Annotated in this window: 19 protein-coding genes; 14 read left to right on the top strand and 5 right to left on the bottom strand. The window is 65.6% G+C overall.

What is annotated here, in order from left to right; genetic code table 11:
- From ASC93_RS23925 to ASC93_RS23960, 8 genes are all read left to right on the top strand, one after another.
- Positions 1–832, top strand: an 832-nt coding sequence (locus tag ASC93_RS23925; protein WP_229412860.1) for an electron transfer flavoprotein subunit alpha/FixB family protein, incomplete at its 5' end; no start/stop codon positions are given.
- Positions 833–907: 75 nt separating this feature from the next.
- Positions 908–1651, top strand: a complete 744-nt coding sequence (locus tag ASC93_RS23930) for a sulfite exporter TauE/SafE family protein (protein ID WP_056448529.1) — start codon at positions 908–910, stop codon at positions 1649–1651.
- A 74-nt stretch (positions 1652–1725) separates the two neighbouring features.
- On the top strand, positions 1726–2103 hold the full coding sequence (locus ASC93_RS23935) for a nuclear transport factor 2 family protein (RefSeq protein WP_056448532.1): 378 nt from the start codon (positions 1726–1728) through the stop codon (positions 2101–2103).
- Positions 2104–2115: 12 nt separating this feature from the next.
- Entirely contained in the window at positions 2116–3441 is a 1326-nt protein-coding gene (locus ASC93_RS23940; protein ID WP_229412861.1) for a M20/M25/M40 family metallo-hydrolase, read from the top strand.
- 84 nt (positions 3442–3525) lie between these two features.
- Positions 3526–3969, top strand: a complete 444-nt coding sequence (locus ASC93_RS23945) for a thioesterase family protein (RefSeq protein ID WP_056448537.1) — start codon at positions 3526–3528, stop codon at positions 3967–3969.
- A gap of 85 nt (positions 3970–4054) precedes the next feature.
- Complete coding sequence (locus ASC93_RS23950) at positions 4055–4651, top strand: RNA polymerase sigma factor (RefSeq protein ID WP_056448540.1); 597 nt, start codon at positions 4055–4057, stop codon at positions 4649–4651.
- A gap of 14 nt (positions 4652–4665) precedes the next feature.
- Positions 4666–5154 (top strand): hypothetical protein, encoded by a 489-nt coding sequence (locus ASC93_RS23955; protein WP_082548305.1) that lies wholly within the window; start codon positions 4666–4668, stop codon positions 5152–5154.
- 21 nt (positions 5155–5175) lie between these two features.
- Positions 5176–6201: a hypothetical protein gene (locus tag ASC93_RS23960; RefSeq protein ID WP_056448546.1), complete on the top strand. Its 1026-nt coding sequence runs from the start codon at positions 5176–5178 to the stop codon at positions 6199–6201.
- 3 nt (positions 6202–6204) lie between these two features.
- Here ASC93_RS23960 and ASC93_RS23965 read toward each other — a convergent pair whose 3' ends face one another.
- The gene (locus tag ASC93_RS23965; protein WP_056448552.1) at positions 6205–6696 is read right to left on the bottom strand and encodes a DUF3016 domain-containing protein; all 492 of its coding nucleotides are present in this window, start codon (positions 6694–6696) and stop codon (positions 6205–6207) included.
- 190 nt (positions 6697–6886) lie between these two features.
- On the opposite strand from ASC93_RS23965, the gene ASC93_RS23970 reads away from it, so the two are divergent.
- Together ASC93_RS23970 and ASC93_RS23975 are read left to right on the top strand one after the other, a co-directional pair.
- A complete protein-coding gene (locus ASC93_RS23970; protein ID WP_056448555.1) occupies positions 6887–7624 on the top strand; it encodes a DNA-formamidopyrimidine glycosylase family protein in 738 nt (245 codons plus the stop codon).
- 177 nt (positions 7625–7801) lie between these two features.
- Positions 7802–9307 (top strand): HD domain-containing phosphohydrolase, encoded by a 1506-nt coding sequence (locus ASC93_RS23975; RefSeq protein ID WP_056448557.1) that lies wholly within the window; start codon positions 7802–7804, stop codon positions 9305–9307.
- 33 nt (positions 9308–9340) lie between these two features.
- Here the strand turns inward: ASC93_RS23975 and ASC93_RS31135 are convergent, their stop codons facing one another.
- Genes ASC93_RS31135 through ASC93_RS23980 form a run of 3 tightly spaced genes read right to left on the bottom strand, consistent with a single transcriptional unit; the run spans position 9341 to position 10685 of the window.
- Positions 9341–9715, bottom strand: coding sequence for a hypothetical protein (locus ASC93_RS31135; protein WP_157202100.1), 375 nt, complete (start codon positions 9713–9715; stop codon positions 9341–9343).
- On the bottom strand, positions 9715–10182 hold the full coding sequence (locus ASC93_RS31140; RefSeq protein WP_157202101.1) for a penicillin-insensitive murein endopeptidase: 468 nt from the start codon (positions 10180–10182) through the stop codon (positions 9715–9717). The genes ASC93_RS31135 and ASC93_RS31140 overlap by 1 nt, the downstream gene beginning before the upstream one ends.
- Positions 10183–10193: 11 nt before the next feature.
- Positions 10194–10685, bottom strand: coding sequence for a type VI secretion system tube protein Hcp (locus ASC93_RS23980; protein ID WP_056448562.1), 492 nt, complete (start codon positions 10683–10685; stop codon positions 10194–10196).
- A gap of 241 nt (positions 10686–10926) precedes the next feature.
- Between ASC93_RS23980 and ASC93_RS23985 the strand changes: the two genes are divergently transcribed.
- Positions 10927–13131, top strand: a complete 2205-nt coding sequence (locus ASC93_RS23985; protein WP_056448565.1) for an ATP-binding protein — start codon at positions 10927–10929, stop codon at positions 13129–13131.
- Between the two features lie 16 nt (positions 13132–13147).
- Here ASC93_RS23985 and ASC93_RS23990 read toward each other — a convergent pair whose 3' ends face one another.
- Positions 13148–13480, bottom strand: coding sequence for a hypothetical protein (locus ASC93_RS23990; protein ID WP_056448568.1), 333 nt, complete (start codon positions 13478–13480; stop codon positions 13148–13150).
- A gap of 222 nt (positions 13481–13702) precedes the next feature.
- Here ASC93_RS23990 and ASC93_RS23995 point away from each other — a divergent pair, with 222 nt between their 5' ends.
- The 3 genes from ASC93_RS23995 (at position 13703) to ASC93_RS24005 (ending at position 16830) form a co-directional block, all read left to right on the top strand.
- Positions 13703–14095, top strand: a complete 393-nt coding sequence (locus tag ASC93_RS23995) for a PPC domain-containing DNA-binding protein (RefSeq protein ID WP_056449203.1) — start codon at positions 13703–13705, stop codon at positions 14093–14095.
- A gap of 148 nt (positions 14096–14243) precedes the next feature.
- Positions 14244–14885: a hypothetical protein gene (locus ASC93_RS24000; RefSeq protein WP_056448571.1), complete on the top strand. Its 642-nt coding sequence runs from the start codon at positions 14244–14246 to the stop codon at positions 14883–14885.
- Between the two features lie 115 nt (positions 14886–15000).
- Positions 15001–16830, top strand: a complete 1830-nt coding sequence (locus ASC93_RS24005; protein ID WP_082548306.1) for an ABC transporter ATP-binding protein/permease — start codon at positions 15001–15003, stop codon at positions 16828–16830.
- The last annotated feature ends 34 nt before the right edge of the window (positions 16831–16864 follow it).

Below are 16864 nucleotides of genomic sequence, written 5' to 3' on the forward strand. Positions count from 1 at the left end.
GCACGACGCCGGCCGCGCCGCCGGCGTGGCGAAGGTGTGGGTCGCCTCCGCGCCGCACCTGGCGCACGGGCTCGCGGAAAACGTCGCCGCCCAGGCGCTGCAATTGTTGGCGCAGGAGGCGTACACCCACGTGCTGGCGGCGGCCAGCACCTTCGGCAAAAGCGTCATGCCGCGCATCGCGGCCGCCCTGGATGCGGGACAGATCTCGGAAGTCACGCGGGTGGTCGCGCCCGACGTGTTCGAGCGTCCGATCTACGCCGGCAACGCGATCGCGACCGTGCAGGCGCTGGACGCCGTCAAGGTGCTCACCGTGCGCGCCACCAGCTTCGCCGCGGCGCCGCCCGGTGACGCCGCGGCGGTCGTGCAGGCCGTGGCGGCGGTGGAAGATGCCGGCACGTCGCGCTTCGTCTCGCTCGAACGCACGTCGTCCGGCCGGGCGGAACTGGGCTCGGCGCGCGTCGTCGTGGCGGGCGGACGCGGCCTCGGTTCCGGCGCCAGCTTCAAGCTGCTGGAACCGCTGGCCGACGCACTGGGCGCCGCCATCGGCGCCTCGCGCGCGGCCGTCGACGCCGGCTTTGCAGCCAACGACCTGCAGATCGGCCAGACCGGCAAGATCGTCGCGCCCGCGCTGTACATCGCGATCGGCATTTCCGGCGCCATCCAGCACCTGGCCGGCATCGGCGACGCAAAGATCATCGTCGCCATCAACAAGGATCCGGAAGCGCCGATCTTCGGCGTGGCGGATTACGGCATCGTCGGCGACCTGTTCGACGTCGTGCCCGCGCTGCTGACGGCATTGCGGGAGGAACAACAGAAACGGCTGGCTGCCTAGTTATTTTTTTCGCGAAACTCATCATAACCAGTTATAATGAGTTTTTCCTGACCGACCTGATGGGGCGCCCTGCCGATGCATACCGGACTTGCACTGATCTCCATTGCCATCGGCGTCCTGGTCGGTGCGGCCGGCGTCGGCGGCTTTTTCATGCCGCCAGCCTTGACACTGCTGACGGACATGGACATCCACCGGAGCATGGCGCTGTCGCTGTTCACCTTCATCTTCACCGGCATCGCGGGTGCGCTTTATTTCCACAGAAAAGGCAGCCTGGACTGGACGCTGGTACGGCCGGTGTGCCTCGGCGCGGCGGCGACGGGCTATGCCGGCGCATGGCTCGGCCATCGTCTCGACACCGCGTCGCTGTCGACGGTGCTGGCCGCGGTGATCCTCGTCGTCGGCACGTACACGTCGCTAGCCGGCGGTGACCGGGCGGTGCTCGCCGTGCCGCGCAGCGCGCGCCGGCGCCGGCTGATCCTGGCGGCGATCGGCGCCGTCACGGGATTCTTTTCCGGCCTCACCGGCATCGGCGGCCCGGTGCTGTCCGTGCCGCTGATGGTCCTGTGCGGCTATTCCGTGCTGACCGCGATCGGCGTCGGACAGGTGCTGCAAACGGTCGGCGCGTTGTCCGGCTCGCTCGCCAACCTGCATTACGCCGGCATCGATTATCGGCTTGCCGCCTTCGTCGTCGCCTTTGAAATCGTGGGCGTGCTGGCGGGCGCCATCGTCATCCACCGCCTCGACGGCACCCTGGTCAAGCGCCTCGTTGGCGGACTGTGCATGGTGGCCGGTTGCGGGTTCATCCTGCGCAGCCTGTAGGCGGTCGTTCCGGCCGCCTCGCCACCCGGACTGCCGTTCCATGGCAGAATCGAATTTTCGACTTGCCACGCACCATGTCCGCCCCGACCTCCCCCGACGCCGTCGTCCAGCGCCAGCTCGACGCCTACAACGCCCGCGACCTCGACGCCCTGCTCGCGACCTATGCGCCCGACGCGCGCCAGTACGAATTGCCGGCGACATTGCTGGCCACGGGCCATGCGGCAATGCGCCCCCGCTTCGCGGCGCGCTTCCAGGAGCCGGACCTGCACGCGCGCCTGCTGCAGCGTGTCGTGATGGGCAACATCGTCATCGACCACGAGACGGTCACCCGCAACTTTCCCGAAGGCCGGGGCGAGGTCGACCTCGTTGCGATCTACGAAGTGGTCGACGGCCTGATCCGCTCGCAGACGGTGCAGGTCAGCAACCAGCGCCTCGACGCGCAAGCGGGCTGAATCGGTGTAAAGTTGAGCATCATTTTTTTTGGAAAGATCACGATGCGCAAGATGGCGGGGGCGGTGCTGGCGGCGCTGGCGTGCGTCCAGGCGGCACATGCCGACGGGCTCGATCCGACCGAGCAGAGAATCGTCGCCGAGGTCAGGGCGCATGCGCCGCAGACCCTCGACCTGCTCCGGCAGAGCGTCCTCATCAACAGCGGCACGATGAATACGCGCGGCGTGCGCGACGTCGGCCAGCTGTTCCGCAAGCAGTTCGACGAGCTCGGCTTCAGCACGCGCTGGATCGACCTGCCGCCCGGGATGCACCGCGCCGGCCACCTCGTCGCGACGCGCGACGGGAACCGGGGCAAGCGCCTGCTGCTGCTCGGCCACCTCGACACCGTGTTCGAGCCGGGCGCCGACGTGCCGATGTGGAAACGCGACGGCGACAGGGTGCGCGGCCAGGGCGTCTCCGACATGAAGGGCGGCGACGTGATCGTCATCGAAGCGCTGCGCGCGCTGCAACGCGCGGGCGCCCTCGACGGCGCGCGCATCGCCGTCATGTTCACGGGCGACGAGGAAGAAGCGGGCAATCCGAAAAGCGTCTCGCGCGGCGACATGGCGGAACTCGCCAGACGCAGCGACGTCGCGCTCAGCTTCGAGGGCAGCATCATCGACAAGGACGGCATGGCCACCGCCACCGTGGGTCGGCGCGCGACGGCCACGTGGGAGCTGGACGTCAAGGGGCGCCAGGGCCATTCGATGGCCGTGTTCGGCGCCAACGGCTACGGCGCCGTGTACGAGACGGCCCGCATCCTGGACGCGTTCCGCCAGCAGGTGATCGAGCCGGGCCTCACGTTCAACCCGGGCGTGATCCTGGGCGGCACCGAGGTCGCGTTCGACGCCGCCGCCTCGCGCGGCACCGCGTTCGGCAAGACGAACGTGATCGCCAACACGGCCACCGTGAAAGGCGACCTGCGCTACCTGGACTACCCGCAGCGCGACCGCGCCCACGCGCGCATGCAGGCGATCGTCGCGCAGAACCTGCCCGGCACGAGCGCCACCATCACGTTCCACGACTCCTACCCGCCCATGGCCGTCACACCGGGCAACCTGAAACTGCTGGACCTGTACTCGCGCGCCAGCCAGGACGCCGGACTGGGTCCGATCGGCGCCGTGCCGGCCGAGGCGCGCGGCGCCGGCGACGTCCAGTTCGTGGCGCCGCTCGTCGACAGCCTCGACGGCCTCGGTGCGAGCGGCAACGGCGCCCATTCGCCGAACGAAGACCTGGACGTGGGTTCGATCGAACGGGGTGCCGTGCGCGCGGCATTGCTGATCTATCGTTTGACCCGCTGAACCCATGGGCGTTGCGGCTGCGGCCTTGACGCCCGTCGAATTCCCTCAACCGGACACGCTGCCCGTACGGGCTAGAATGCAGACATGGCACGACTGACACTCACCTTCCCCGAAGACCAGTATTACTACACGTCCCTGCTGACGGTGCGCGTCACCGACATCAACGCCGCGAACCACCTCGGCAACGACTCGATGATCTCGATGATCTCCGAGGCGCGGGCACGCTTCCTGTTCGAATTCGGCGTCCCCGAGACGGAACGCGACGGCACGGGCATCATCGTCACCGACCTCGCGACGACGTACCGCGCCGAAGCGCATGCGCGCGACCAGCTGCTGTTCGAAGTGGGCGTCATGGACTTCAACAAGTACGGCGGCGACATCACGTTCCGCGTCACCCGTCCCAAGGACAAGACCCTCGTCGCGATGGCCAAGCAGGGCTTCGTCTTCTTCAACTACAAGACGAGCCAGGTCGTCGCCATGCCGGACGAATTCCGCAGCAAGTTCGAGCGGGTGAACTGGGTGGACTGAGCGCCCGCGTATTTTTTTCCGGATAAAAACAAAAACCTGGAACTTTCCCCGCCTCCCGCCGGAATATGGGTAAACACAACGACCCATGACCACGACCTCGACCCGCTGCGACGACACCGACCTGCTGCGCCGCATGCGCGGCGGCGCCGCCGACGCCTTCGCGGCCCTGTACCGGCGCCACCAGGGGCCGCTGTACCGCTTCGCGCTGCTGCGCTGCGGCTCGTCCGACACGGCCGCCGACGTCGTTCAGGAAACGTTCATGGGTCTGTTGACGGAACGGTTCCGGTTCGATCCGTTGCGCGGCCAGCTGCAGCACTTCCTGTTCGGCGTGGCGCGCAACCTGATCCTGAAGCACGAAACGGCGCACCAGCGCCACGTGGTGCTGTCCGGCCCGGACGACGAGGACGGCGACGCCGGGTCCGAAGCGCCGGACGACGCGGCCTGCCCGCTGGGACGCCTGCTGGACAACGAGGCCGCCGAGGAAGTGCGGCGCGCGCTGGCGCTGCTGGCGCCGCATTACCGCGACGCCGTCATCCTGTACGAGATGCATGAATTGTCGTACGCCGAAATCGCCGACGTGTGCCAGGTCGACATCGGCACCGTGCGTTCGCGCCTGTCGCGCGGGCGGGCCGCGCTGGCCAAGCGCCTGGCCGGCTGGCGCGCGGCCGACCGCGCGGCATGAAAAGGAGAGCCACCATGGACACCCGAAAAACGACGGACCGCGATCCCCTGTTCGACGCCCTGCGCGCGGAGGTCGGATGTCTGGACACCCCGCGCGGCGTCGAAAAGGCATTGCTGCAGGCCTTCGCCCGCCAGCATCCGCCGCGGCGCCGCTGGTATCACGGCCTACCCGGACGACGCTGGACGCTGGCGGGCGGCCTGGCGGGCCTCGCGGCCGGCGCGCTCGCGCTGGCGTTCGCCCTGCGGACGCCGGACGCGGATGGCGGCGGGGCCGGCACGCTCGCCGCGCGCGACGACAGCGGCCCGTTCATCGCGCTCGAGTCGGCCGAGCGCATCGCCGCGGAGCCGGCGCCGCGCATGGTCGCCGCCGACGTGCCGCGCGCGAGCCTGGCCGCGCTGGGCGTGCCGCTGACGCCGGAAAACGCGGGCGATTCGGTGCGTGCCGAGATGCTGGTCGCGGCCGACGGGCAGCCGCTGGCCCTGCGGCTCAGTTCCATCGAATGACCTGATCGACAAGAGGATGTCATGACAACCAAGAAATTGATACTTGCGCTGCTGCTGTCCAGCATCGTTGCACCGGTGCTGGCCGAAGACACGGCCGGTGCGGCAGGCAAAGGGCATCTCGAAGTGCGCCGCGACGGCACCACGATCATGCGTGCCGACGCGATCGCCACCGCGCCCGACGGCACCGTTACCGGCTGGATGCGCCCCGTCAGGAATGCGCCGTACAGCGCCCAGGTCGTCCGCGAACGCTCGCAAAACCTCCCCGACGGCAACCAGATCGACGTCCGCCGCGGCCCGATGGCGGCCTACCGCGACAGCGCGGGCCGCACGCGCCAGGACATCGTCGACGACAAGGGCGAGCTGCAGGCAGTGAAAATCGACGATCCGGCCGCCGGTCTGAACTGGGTTCTGAAGCCCAGGGAGCGCGTCGCCATCAAGCTCGACCGGCATCATCCCGTCAACGCCGCCGACGCACGCGCCCGCGCCGCTCGGATGCGCCAGGACGGCACGCTGCCGTCGATCGAGCGGAGCACGACCCCGGACGGCCAGCAGGAGGTCATCGTCAAGCGCGTCGTGCGCGCCGGTCCGGACGCCCGCCAGCGTACGCAGGAAGACGTCCGCATCCAGGTCCCCAGGGCGTTCGCGGAAAGCGGCGCGGCGGTGCGCGACATGCAGATGCGGGTGGCGCCGCTGGCCAGCGCGTTCGACGACCTCAAGTGGGCGTCGAAGGCCGTGACGAAAGACCTGGGCACGCGCGACTTCGGCGGCATCAAGGCCGAGGGCAAGCTGCGCAGCTACGAGATCCCGGCCGGCGCGATCGGCAACCGCAACCCGATCGTCGTCGCGGACGAGACGTGGACGGCGCCCGACCTGCAGGTGACGGTCTACACCAAGCACAGCGACCCGCGCAGCGGCGACGCCGTGTTCCGCCTCGAAAACATCAGGCGCGAGGAACCGCCCGCCGCCCTGTTCACCGTCCCGGCCGACTACACGGTGCGCGAGGCGGGTGCCCGCTGGCGGGACAAGACGGGCAGCAAGACACCATAGACGTCAGCGCTTGCGGACCGGCGCGATCGTCTTGCCGAACCAGTCGTCGATCATCTGCTTCTCGTAGCGCAGCGGCTCCGAATCGAAGTAGTGGTTGTAGGTCTGCTGGTAATTCATGTCCTGCAGCTGCGCCTGGCCGCTCTTGAGCACCTGGCCGTTCTGCTCGACCGCGTAATTCAGCTCCATGCGCGGCCAGTCCGCGCGGCCGCTCAGCACGCGCAGGTCGCGGCCCAGACGGATGCTCGGGATGAGGCGGCCGGCCGGGTCGAAATCCGTGATCTCGATGCGCAGGTCCTGGCCCGGCGGCAGGTTCTCGCCCAGCTTCTTGAAGTGGTCCGCGATCTGGTCCAGCATCTCCTTGCGCTCCCACGTCGGGAACGGCAAATCATGGAAATTCTCGGGGTGGACCCACGTCACGCTGACCGCGGCCGACGCGCTGCCCGCGGCCAGCGCCAGCAGGCCCGCCAGGGCCATCGTCTTCATGAACGTTTTCATGATGTCTTCCTTTCTTTCTCTGTCATCGAACTGCTGCCACCGTTAATACCTGATTCTTATACGCCGGTTTCCATCCCGGTGTCCGTTACAAGATCGTCAAAGTTTGTATCGAAATGTTAGTCCCCGCACAGGTGCCTCGAGCTCTTGCACAGCACAATTCCGACAGGCTCAACATCAGCAAGGACACATCATGCCGGAAGGCCCGTCGCTGGTCATCCTGAAAGAGCAGACGGCCCGGTTCGTGGGCCAGGAGATCGTGCGTGCCGACGGCAATACCGGGGCCATCGACACGGCACGCCTCGTCGGCCAGCCCATCGTTGCGCTGCGCACGTGGGGCAAACACTTCCTGATCCAGACGCCGGCGATGGTCGTGCGCATCCATTTCCTCCTGTTCGGCACGTACCGGGTGAACGAGCGGCGCGACAAGCCCCCGCGCCTGTCGCTCGGTTTCGCCGACGGCGGCGAGCTGAATTTCTATGCCTGCTCCGTGAAGGAAATCGACAGCGACATCGACGCGTCGTACGACTGGGCCGCGGACGTCATGTCGGATGCCTGGGACCCGGCCAAGGCGCGCAAGAAGCTCAGAGCGGCGCCCGGGACGCTCGCCTGCGACGCCCTGCTCGACCAGGATATCTTTGCCGGCGTCGGCAACATCATCAAGAACGAGGTGCTGTTCCGCATCCGGGTGCATCCGCTGTCGACGGTGGGTGCGCTGCCGCCGGCCAAGCTGCGCGCGCTCGTGCAGGAGGCGCGCCAGTACAGCTTCGACTTCCTCGAATGGAAGAAGGCGTTCACCCTTAAACAACATTGGCTGGCGCATAACAAGAAGATGTGCCCCCGCTGCCATATTCCATTTCATAAAGCCCACCTGGGACGGACGAACCGGCGCAGCTTCTGGTGCGAGCGCTGCCAGAAGCTGTACACATGAGCGGCGTAAATGATAGGGAAGCAACACGTTGCGACATTGTGACTTATTGCACCGCGTCATTAATATTTCTTGTTGTTAATGGTCACTGCTCATACTACAATCATTTCAGATCGGTGCTGCCGTAACGCAATACCGTCGCTCTTTTGACCTGACACGTTCACGAAATTGGATCGTCTTATGTCCTTCCTGTCCTCAGCCGCGCCGAAGCTTGCCCCTTGGAAAGTACTGCTCGTCGACGACGAACCGGACATCCATGACATCACCAAGCTCACGCTGTCCCGTTTCCGCCTCGACGGCCGCAGCCTGTCCTTCCTGCACGCGTACAGCGGCGCCGAGGCGAAAGCCATCCTGGCGCGCGAGAAGGATATCGCCCTGGTGTTCCTCGACGTGGTCATGGAGCGCGAGGACAGCGGCCTGGAAGTGGCGCGCTGGATGCGCCAGGAGCTGGACAACCAGTTCACCCGCATCGTGCTGCGCACGGGCCAGCCCGGCCAGGCGCCCGAGGAACGCGTGATCGTCGACTACGACATCAACGACTACAAGGAAAAGACCGAGCTCGACCGCACCAAGCTGTTCACGACGACGTTCGCCGCGCTGCGCGCCTACCGCGACATCATGAAGGTCGAGGACGCCCGCCGCGTCCAGCAGAATTACCGCGAGGGCCTGGAGCGCGTGATTTCGGCGTCGTCGCACCTGTTCAAGCAGCGCAACCTGAAGGATTTCGCCAGCGGCCTGCTGCAGCAGGTCGTCGCCCTGCTGCGCCTGGAGCAGAGCATGCTGCTGCGCGTGGCCGGCGCCAGCGTCATCGCGGGCGAAAGCCAGTACGAGGTGCTGGCGCGCATCGGCGACGTCGGCGAACAGGACATCGGCCCGGAACTGATCGCCCAGCTGGACGAGGCGCGCCACAACCGCATCTCGAAACTGCACGGCGATACCTATGTCGGCTATTTCCCGAACAACAGCGGCAAGGCGTCGCTGCTCGTGCTCAAGGGCGTGGAAGAGATCGACGAAATCGACGTGCAATTGCTCGACGTCTTCTGCTCGGGCGTCGCCATCGCCTTCGACAACATCCTGCTGAACCAGGAAATCACCGACACCCAGGCCGAACTGATCCTGCGGCTGGGCGACGTCGTCGAATCGCGCTCGAACGAGGCCGGCAACCACGTGCGCCGCATGGCCCAGGTGTGCCACCTGCTGGCGCTGGAATCCGGCATGCCGGACGACGAGACGGCCGTGCTGATGCATGCGGCGCCGATGCACGACGTGGGCAAGATCGCCACGCCGGACGCCGTGCTGCTGAAGCCGGGCCGCCTCACGCCCGAGGAATGGGACATCATGAAGCAGCACCCGACCATCGGCCTGCAGATCCTGGACGGCTCGCAGCGTCCGATCCTGAAGGCGGCCGCCGTGATCGCCCACCAGCACCACGAAAAATGGGACGGCAGCGGCTATCCGCAGGGGCTCAAGGGCGCCGACATCCACCCGTACGCCCGCATCGTGGCCGTGGCCGACGTGTTCGACGCCCTCACCCACGAGCGCGTGTACAAGAAAGCGTGGCCCATCGACCAGGTACGCGACTACCTGCACGAAGTGGCGGGCCAGCACCTCGATCCGTATTATGTCGACATCCTTATCCGCAACCTCGACAAGGCTGCCGAGATCAACGAACGCTGGCCGGACTGAGCTCCCCGGTCGTGGTTAATTGAAGTCGAGCGGTCAACAGCTTGCGCCGGAATTTGGTCGACCGTTTCGAAGATCGAAGCCCATGAAGCACCTGTAGCCGTCGCTTGGACGATACGAGCACCATACATCGCCCTTACGGCGCAGTCGTTCTCCCCGTTCGGTTGTACAGGTCACGCCCTTGGCATCGGGATAGAGCGAATCGAATATCTCTTTTGCGGGATCGCCCTCAACGATGATTGCAATCTTGCGGTCGGTCCCGGTAGGTGCCGATCGCTCATCCGGTTCGCCTGAGTAGATCAGATAGGTGGCCTTCAAAGGTTTGTATTTCTCATGCCACCCTGTGGCATCGTCGCTTGCGTAGGCGGCAGACAGAACACAGACGCAGGCGAGAAGTAGCAATTCCTTCATCAAAGCTCCACATGAAAGTGGTTGTCATGGTGGGGCCACGGATGCACTCGTGGGTCTGCCCTGATGTCATTGAATAAAACTTTTTTCACCAGGGGATGCGAGAAGAAAACGCCGATAAGTCGTCCAGTCGCTTTTTCGTCGTATTCGTGATCATGCCAAGTGACGGGCAGTTGCAGGCCATCTTTTCGAATCGCACGCACATCGACCTGAAGGCCGTTCATGTGTGAAGCATGTTCGTTTTTGATCCCGCCAGCCTTGCTTATGTTACCAATGCCAAACTTGCGGCTGTCGATAGCCGCCCATTCCCGCTCCACCCAAAGAAGCACTGTCATCATCGACGGATGGGCATATTGAAACTGTCCGCCAGCCGGCGTCCCATACACGTAATAGCCCGCGTCTTCGGGCGCTTGCGGAAGCATGAAATAGTGGCGGGAATCCTGCGGTTGAAGTTCAGATAGGTGCGCCATGCCCGGCTCCGCTAGGCGATTCGGTTAGTGCTCAAGTCCCAGCCGCCAGCCGTGTTACCGCCTGCACCTCCGCTGATCTTCTGTTGTGTGTATTTCCATTTAACCTTACTGAATTTGAGAGTGAAATTATCGAGCAACCCGGTCCCGCCGTGCATTACCTGGTCCATGCTTGCGATAATGACATTGTCGAGCTCAACCTCGTAATACTTGATGGGCTTGCCGTCGCTGTCCGCACGCATGAACTCAAGCTTCACTTTAGGAATCGTCTTGCCCATCGAACAAGTCTGCATCAGGATCGGGGACGAGAGATCAGCGAGCTTGCCGAGCGCAATGCTCTTGTGCTCGCATCTCTCAGCAGTATGCCCGCCAGCGGTGGATGCCGTGGCGCTTCTCGGCTGCTTGACGCCCAATGATGCGCTGGTGATTTCGATCCAGCCGCCATGATTGGAGTCAGCCGATTCCCCTTTTATGCCATCAATGAGCAAGTACGCGTCTACAGCCATGTCGTTCTCCGTACAAGTTGAGCAGGACATTATTCTTGCCCAAAGGATCGGGGCAACATTAACGGGTGTCAGGAATTCATGCGAAGCAAATCAAGGCGGTATCATCCGAATCGACAGCATGTCACAGTTAGCCATCGCGCAGCCTGGGCATACGCTAAATCCGCAGGCCGGGACAAGCCGGGCATTGTCGGGTAGTATGCTGAGCTTCGAGGCAACGTTGTCACGACTGCCATTCCGGCCCATGCGTATCCGAACCCGACTGCTGATCCTGATCCTCGTGATCCTGGTCCCCGCCTTCGTCGCGGCGGTGCTGGCCGTGTGGTATGTCTATCAGGAAGAGCGGCTCGCCCAGGAAACGAGCGTCAGGGAAGCCGTGCGCGCCTTCGCCCTCGTGGTCGACAACGAACTCGAAACGAAGGAAGGCATCCTGCACGCGCTGGCGAATTCGCCCGCGCTGGCCCGGGGCGACTTCGACACCTTTTATCGCCATGTCAGGTCGCTGGCGCCGACCGACGAGACCGCGATCATCCTGATCGACCTGGACGGGCGCCAGCTGATCAACACGCGGGCCCCGCTGGGCGCGCCGCTGCCGTTCCGGCGCGCGTCCAACATCGACGGCCTCATGAAACGCGACGGCGCCGACCGCACGATCGTGTCCGACCTGTTCGTGTCGGCCATCCTGCACCGCCACGACTTCGCCATCCAGGTGCCGGTGCGGGTGGACGGCGCCATCCGCTATTACCTGTCGATGGGCGTGAACGCCGCCATCCTCCAGAACGTGCTGCGCGAACAGCGCTTCCCCGCCGAGTGGCAGGCCACCATCCTCGACCGCAACGGCAAGGTCGTCGCGCGCTCGCTCGACGTCGAGCAGTACCGCGGACGCAGCGTCAGCAACATGGCCATGTCCCTGTTCGCCGCCCACCGCGAAGGCGTGTTCTCCAACAAGAACCTGGCCGGCATTCCCGTGCAGGCGTTCTACAGCACCGTGCCCTCATCGGAATGGAAAGTCCTGGTCAGCATTCCCACGGCCGACCTGCGCCGCGTGCCGCTGCATGCGGCGACGTTCCTGGCCACGATCATGGCCGTGCTGCTCGTGCTGTCGTCGGTGGCCGCGCGCTGGTTCGCACGCCGGGCCGCCATCCCGATCGAATACCTCGGCCGCAGCGCCGAAGACCTCGGTGCCGGCCGCGAAGTGCACTACCAGCCCCAGGGCATCATCGAGATCGACGCGGTGGCGCAGCGCATGGCCGAAGCCAGCCGCCAGATCCTCACGGCCCAGGCCGAGCTGGAACGGCGCGTAGCCGAAGCCGTGGCCGCCAGCGAGCGCGCCCAGAGCGCCCTCGTGCGCGGCCAGAAGCTGGAAGCCCTCGGCCGCCTCACGGGCGGCATCGCGCACGAATTCAACAACCTGCTGCAGACGCTGACGACGGCCCTGCAACTGGCCTCCCTGACCGCGAACCAGCCCAAGGTGCTGAGCCTGGTCGACACGTGCAAGCGCACGGTCAGCCGCGCCACCGCGCTCACGACGCGCCTGGGGTCGTTCGGCCGCGTGCAGGACGCGCGCCTGCTGACGGTCGACCCGGGCGAACTCGTGCGAGGCTCCGTGCAACTGCTGCGCGGCGTGCTGCGCCAGGGCACGCGCATGGAGGTGCAGTGCGCGAACGACCCGTGGCCCGTGACCGTCGACCCCGTGCAGTTCGACCTGGCGCTGCTGAACCTGGCGATCAATGCGCGCGACGCGATGCCGGACGGCGGCCGCCTCGCCATCGAGGTGCGCAACTGCACCCTCGAGCCGACGGTGGAGCGCACCGGCGGCGACTATGTGCGCGTGAGCGTGACCGACACCGGCACGGGCATGCCGCCCGAGGTGCAGGCGCGCGCGCTCGACCCGTTCTTCACGACGAAACCGCCGGGCCAGGGCTCCGGCCTCGGACTGCCCCAGGCGTACGCCTTCGCCACCCAGTCGCGCGGCTGGCTGACCTTGTCGAGCACCGTCGGCGCCGGCACCACCATCGATATCTACCTGCCGCGCTCGCACCAGCCGCTGTCGGCCGTGGCGGCGCGCGCCGACGCCCAGGCGCCGGGCCGCGGCAGCGGGCGCGTCCTGTTCGTCGAGGACGATCCGCTCGTGCGCGAAGCGGTCGTGCGGGGCCTCGAGGATTGCGGTTTCGACGTGATGGTGGCCGCGGACGGCGACAAGGCGCTCGCCATGCTCGACGCCGGCCTCGATGCCGACGTCGTGTTCTCCGACATCGTCATGCCCGGCAAGGTGAGCGGCATCGACCTCGCGGGCCTGCTGCGCGAACGCCGCCCCGGCTTGCCGGTCGTGCTCGCCACCGGCTACACCGACCAGCGCGCCGTCATCCCGGGCGTGCAGGTGCTGGCCAAGCCCTACGAGATCGACCAGCTGGTCGAACTGCTGTCCAACCTGTCCACCCCGCGCTGAACCGCCGTTTCAACCATTAAAGCCGCAGCGTGACCCGCTCGCCGTCGACTGCGACCGTGCACAGGGTGGCGTTGGCCTGGCGCCCCGCCGACGTGGCGCAGTCGGCGCGGACCGGCTTGCCCTGGTAGCTGCCGTCGAACTTGCCGTCGCCGTGCAGCAGCGAGATCTGGTCGTCGATGACCTTGGCGCCGTTGACGAAGATGCGGACGTCCGAGCTGTCGATCAGTTCGCCATGGATGTCCAGCTTCCCGTCGCGGCTCGTGTAATGACTGTCGGTTACCGGCGCGAACGCGGCGCAGCCGGACATTGTGACGGCCAGAACGGCCGCGATCGTGAATTTGGTTGACATCTTTGTGTAATCTTCGCTTATCTTCGCGCTTCTCTTCGGGAACCCGCCATCATACTGATATTTTTCTGAAAATCAATATTCAAAAAATACAATTTATGTTTATTTTTTGCAATGTAAATTCCTGTCAAATCTCGATATTTACAATTCCCATATGGAAACTATCGGTTGCATTCCTCATGGGCGGTCAGGCGTAGAATGAAGGGGATCATGGAGGACATCAACATGCAGACCCTGCCCCTGCGAATCGGCGCCGGCCAAGACCTGCGCGCCGTGCTCGACGCCCTCGTCGCGCAGCACCACGTGGAAGCCGCTTTCGTCCTGCAAGGCGTCGGCAGCCTGTCCGTCGCCCGGCTGCGCTTCGCCGGCCGGCCGGAATTCACGGAACTGCGCGGCGACCTGGAAATCCTCACGCTGGGCGGCTCGCTGTCGCCGGACGGCCCGCACCTGCACGTGTCCGTGGCGGACGACGGCGGCCGCGTCCTCGGCGGCCATCTGGGCCCGGGCTGCATCGTGCGCACGACGGCCGAAGTGCTGGTGGCGCTGCTGCCGCGCCACCGGTTCCGGCGCGAGTTCGATCCGGCGACGGGGTTCGACGAGTTGTTCGTGAAGGCCTAGGGCGCCAGCCAGGGCTTGCTTGCCGTATTGCAACTTGCGTCGTAGACTGCGATCAGGATTGCGGCCAATGACCTGAAAGAAGCTCTTGAAATCCACGACATCCCCATCCCAACGCCTGCTGAATCTCCTGGTGCCAGACATGGAGGCAATGGGCTACCGCTACCGTAAGACCGACAATATTTTTTCGAAAACGAACGGCGAGGCCGTCGACCGGTTCAGCGTCTCCTTTGACGGCCGCGGCGGACTGGTGTCGGTAAATGGAGGGTTCAGCGTCCTGCTTCCGAAAGTGGAAACGCTGCTCTCCCGGGCGTTTAAGCCGAGGTATTCATGGTCGGCAGGGGCATCGTTCCTGAATGCAGGCGCCAAGCCCCATCAATACGACCTCTTTGTGATGAAGTATGCGGAGCTGACGCCGAAACAAAAGGCGGCAATCGATCCCGACCTGGTCCATCCTCAGGAGCGGATCGACGAAGCCCGCGCCTGCCTGCTCGACATTCACGAACGACACGCCCGCAAACTGTTCGAGCAAGTGACGACCGCCCGCGCCCTCTACGACCTGATGCTCGACGCCATGCGCGGGGACGTCTGGGCTATGCGGATGTCGGTCCAATTGCCCGTGGCGATGCGCAATGCGCTCGTCCTGGGCGCTGCGCTCGGCCTGGATACGAACGACATCTATCGCTACGCCGAGGAATACGACGTCCGCTACAACACACAGTTCGCCACGAACAGCGTACGTGAAGCGGATGGATTCCTGTCCATCGCAAGCCCCGCCGATTTGCAACTCTGATCCGCTGTCGCCCCAGGGTGCGACGCTATGTCCGTTTCCGCACTGAACGGTCTCCTCGCCGGCCGTAGGCTTCAGGGTAAAGACACTACCCCGCCGCCGACCGCAGAGACCGACCATGACCACGCCCACTTCCGCACCCACCGGCGCCGCAACGGATGACGCTCCGTTACCCAGGCCCGCGCCCCTGTCGTTGGCCGCGTGGAAGCAGTTCCTCAACGTGGCCCGGCCTTACTGGCTGGGCGATCAAAAGAAAAGGGCGTGGACGCTGCTGATGCTGCTGATCGTCCTGATGCTGGTCGACACCAAGCTGGCCGTCATGCTGAACAACCAGACCGGCGAGCTGACCTCGGCGCTGGCCGCGCGGAACAGCGGCCGCTTCTGGACGCCGGTGCGGGCCTGCCTGTCGATCCTCGCGCTCGCGGTGCCGACGTACGCCTTTTATTACTACATGCGCGACGTCTTCGCGAACCAGTGGCGGCGCTGGCTCACCGGCCGCTTCCTCGATGGCTACCTGAAAGGCCGCAAATACTACGAGCTGGGGTCCGGCAGCGAGATCGACAATCCGGACCAGCGCATCAGCGAAGACATCAACACGTTCACGGGACGGTCCATCAACTTCCTGCTGATCTTCCTGGGGTCGATCATGCAACTGGTCGCGTTCAGCACCGTGCTGTGGTCGATCTCGCACGTGCTGGTCGGCGTGCTGGTGGCGTATGCCGTGATGGGCAACGTGGTCGCCCTCTACTTCTTCGGCAGCCCGCTGATCCAGCTGAATTTCTGGCAGTTGCGGCGCGAGGCGGATTTCCGTTTCAGCCTGATGCGCCTGCGCGAAAATGCCGAATCGATCGCGTTCTACCGGGGCGAGGCGCAGGAACGGACGCACATCGACCGCACGTTCGACAAGGTCATCCGCAACTTTGCCACGCTGATCAAGAAACAGCGTGCGCTGAACTTTTTCCAGCGCACGTTCAGTCAGCTCACCGTGGTGCTGCCCTATGTGATCCTGGCCGGCGGCGTCCTGTCGGGCGAGCTGGAGGTGGGCCGCGCGACGCAGGCCGCCGGCGCGTTCAGCGCCGTGCTCGGCGCCGTGGGCGTCATCGTCGACAACTTCGAGAGCCTCAGCCGCTTCGTGGCGGGCATCGGCCGCCTGCAGGCGTTATCGAACCTCGTCCTGCCCGGTGTGGCACCCGCGCCCGCGACCGCGGCCGGCGCCGAGCGCCCGTGCATCCGGATGACGCCGTGCACGCACCTGGCGCTGGAATCCTTGACGCTGTGCCCGCCGCAATCCGACCGGGTGTTGATCAAGGAGCTGAGCCTGGTGTTGAAGCCGGGCGATGCCCTGCTCATCACCGGCGACAGCGGCTGCGGCAAGAGCTCGCTGCTGCGCGCGATCGCGGGCCTGTGGCACGAAGGCAGCGGCGTGATCCATCATCCACCCATCGAAGACGTGTTCTTCCTGCCCCAGCAGCCCTACCTGCAGGCGAGCACCCTGCGCAGCCAGCTCATCTACCCCAGCGTGCGGTGCGACCTGAACGACGGGCAGTTGCTGGAGATCCTGGAGCAGGTTCACCTGCCGCGCCTGGCCGAACGCGTGGGCGGCCTGGACGCCGTGCAGGACTGGGAAAAGCTGTTGTCGGTCGGCGAACAACAGCGCCTGGCGTTCGGCCGCGTGCTCGTGCACAAGCCGGATATCGTCATCCTGGACGAGGCGACGAGCGCCCTCGACAGCGGCAACGAAGCGTCCCTGTATGCGCGCCTGCGCGACAGCGGCGCCACCCTCGTCAGCATCGCCCACCGCGCCGGCGTGCTGCGCCACCACACGCATGTGCTGCATCTGCACGGCGACGGCGGCTGGGAAGTGATCGAAGCCAGCGGCTACGAGTTCGACAAGCCGGCGACCCCGGCGCCGGCGCGGCAGCCGGTTGCCGCGTCGTTCGTCGGGTAGGACGACAATGTGCGCGGCCGGCGCCGGCGCGTGC

It is taken from the genome of Massilia sp. Root335, from assembly GCF_001425685.1.
GTDB lineage: Bacteria > Pseudomonadota > Gammaproteobacteria > Burkholderiales > Burkholderiaceae_D > Telluria > Telluria luteola.

Coding starts and splice junctions, on each gene's coding strand:
- ASC93_RS23930 (WP_056448529.1), top strand. CDS start 908: ATGCATACCGGACTTGCACTGATCTCCATTGCCATCGGCGTCCTGGTC.
- ASC93_RS23935 (WP_056448532.1), top strand. CDS start 1,726: ATGTCCGCCCCGACCTCCCCCGACGCCGTCGTCCAGCGCCAGCTCGAC.
- ASC93_RS23945 (WP_056448537.1), top strand. CDS start 3,526: ATGGCACGACTGACACTCACCTTCCCCGAAGACCAGTATTACTACACG.
- ASC93_RS23950 (WP_056448540.1), top strand. CDS start 4,055: ATGACCACGACCTCGACCCGCTGCGACGACACCGACCTGCTGCGCCGC.
- ASC93_RS23955 (WP_082548305.1), top strand. CDS start 4,666: ATGGACACCCGAAAAACGACGGACCGCGATCCCCTGTTCGACGCCCTG.
- ASC93_RS23960 (WP_056448546.1), top strand. CDS start 5,176: ATGACAACCAAGAAATTGATACTTGCGCTGCTGCTGTCCAGCATCGTT.
- ASC93_RS23965 (WP_056448552.1), bottom strand. CDS start 6,696: ATGAAAACGTTCATGAAGACGATGGCCCTGGCGGGCCTGCTGGCGCTG.
- ASC93_RS23970 (WP_056448555.1), top strand. CDS start 6,887: ATGCCGGAAGGCCCGTCGCTGGTCATCCTGAAAGAGCAGACGGCCCGG.
- ASC93_RS23975 (WP_056448557.1), top strand. CDS start 7,802: ATGTCCTTCCTGTCCTCAGCCGCGCCGAAGCTTGCCCCTTGGAAAGTA.
- ASC93_RS31135 (WP_157202100.1), bottom strand. CDS start 9,715: ATGAAGGAATTGCTACTTCTCGCCTGCGTCTGTGTTCTGTCTGCCGCC.
- ASC93_RS31140 (WP_157202101.1), bottom strand. CDS start 10,182: ATGGCGCACCTATCTGAACTTCAACCGCAGGATTCCCGCCACTATTTC.
- ASC93_RS23980 (WP_056448562.1), bottom strand. CDS start 10,685: ATGGCTGTAGACGCGTACTTGCTCATTGATGGCATAAAAGGGGAATCG.
- ASC93_RS23985 (WP_056448565.1), top strand. CDS start 10,927: ATGCGTATCCGAACCCGACTGCTGATCCTGATCCTCGTGATCCTGGTC.
- ASC93_RS23990 (WP_056448568.1), bottom strand. CDS start 13,480: ATGTCAACCAAATTCACGATCGCGGCCGTTCTGGCCGTCACAATGTCC.
- ASC93_RS23995 (WP_056449203.1), top strand. CDS start 13,703: ATGCAGACCCTGCCCCTGCGAATCGGCGCCGGCCAAGACCTGCGCGCC.
- ASC93_RS24000 (WP_056448571.1), top strand. CDS start 14,244: ATGGGCTACCGCTACCGTAAGACCGACAATATTTTTTCGAAAACGAAC.
- ASC93_RS24005 (WP_082548306.1), top strand. CDS start 15,001: ATGACCACGCCCACTTCCGCACCCACCGGCGCCGCAACGGATGACGCT.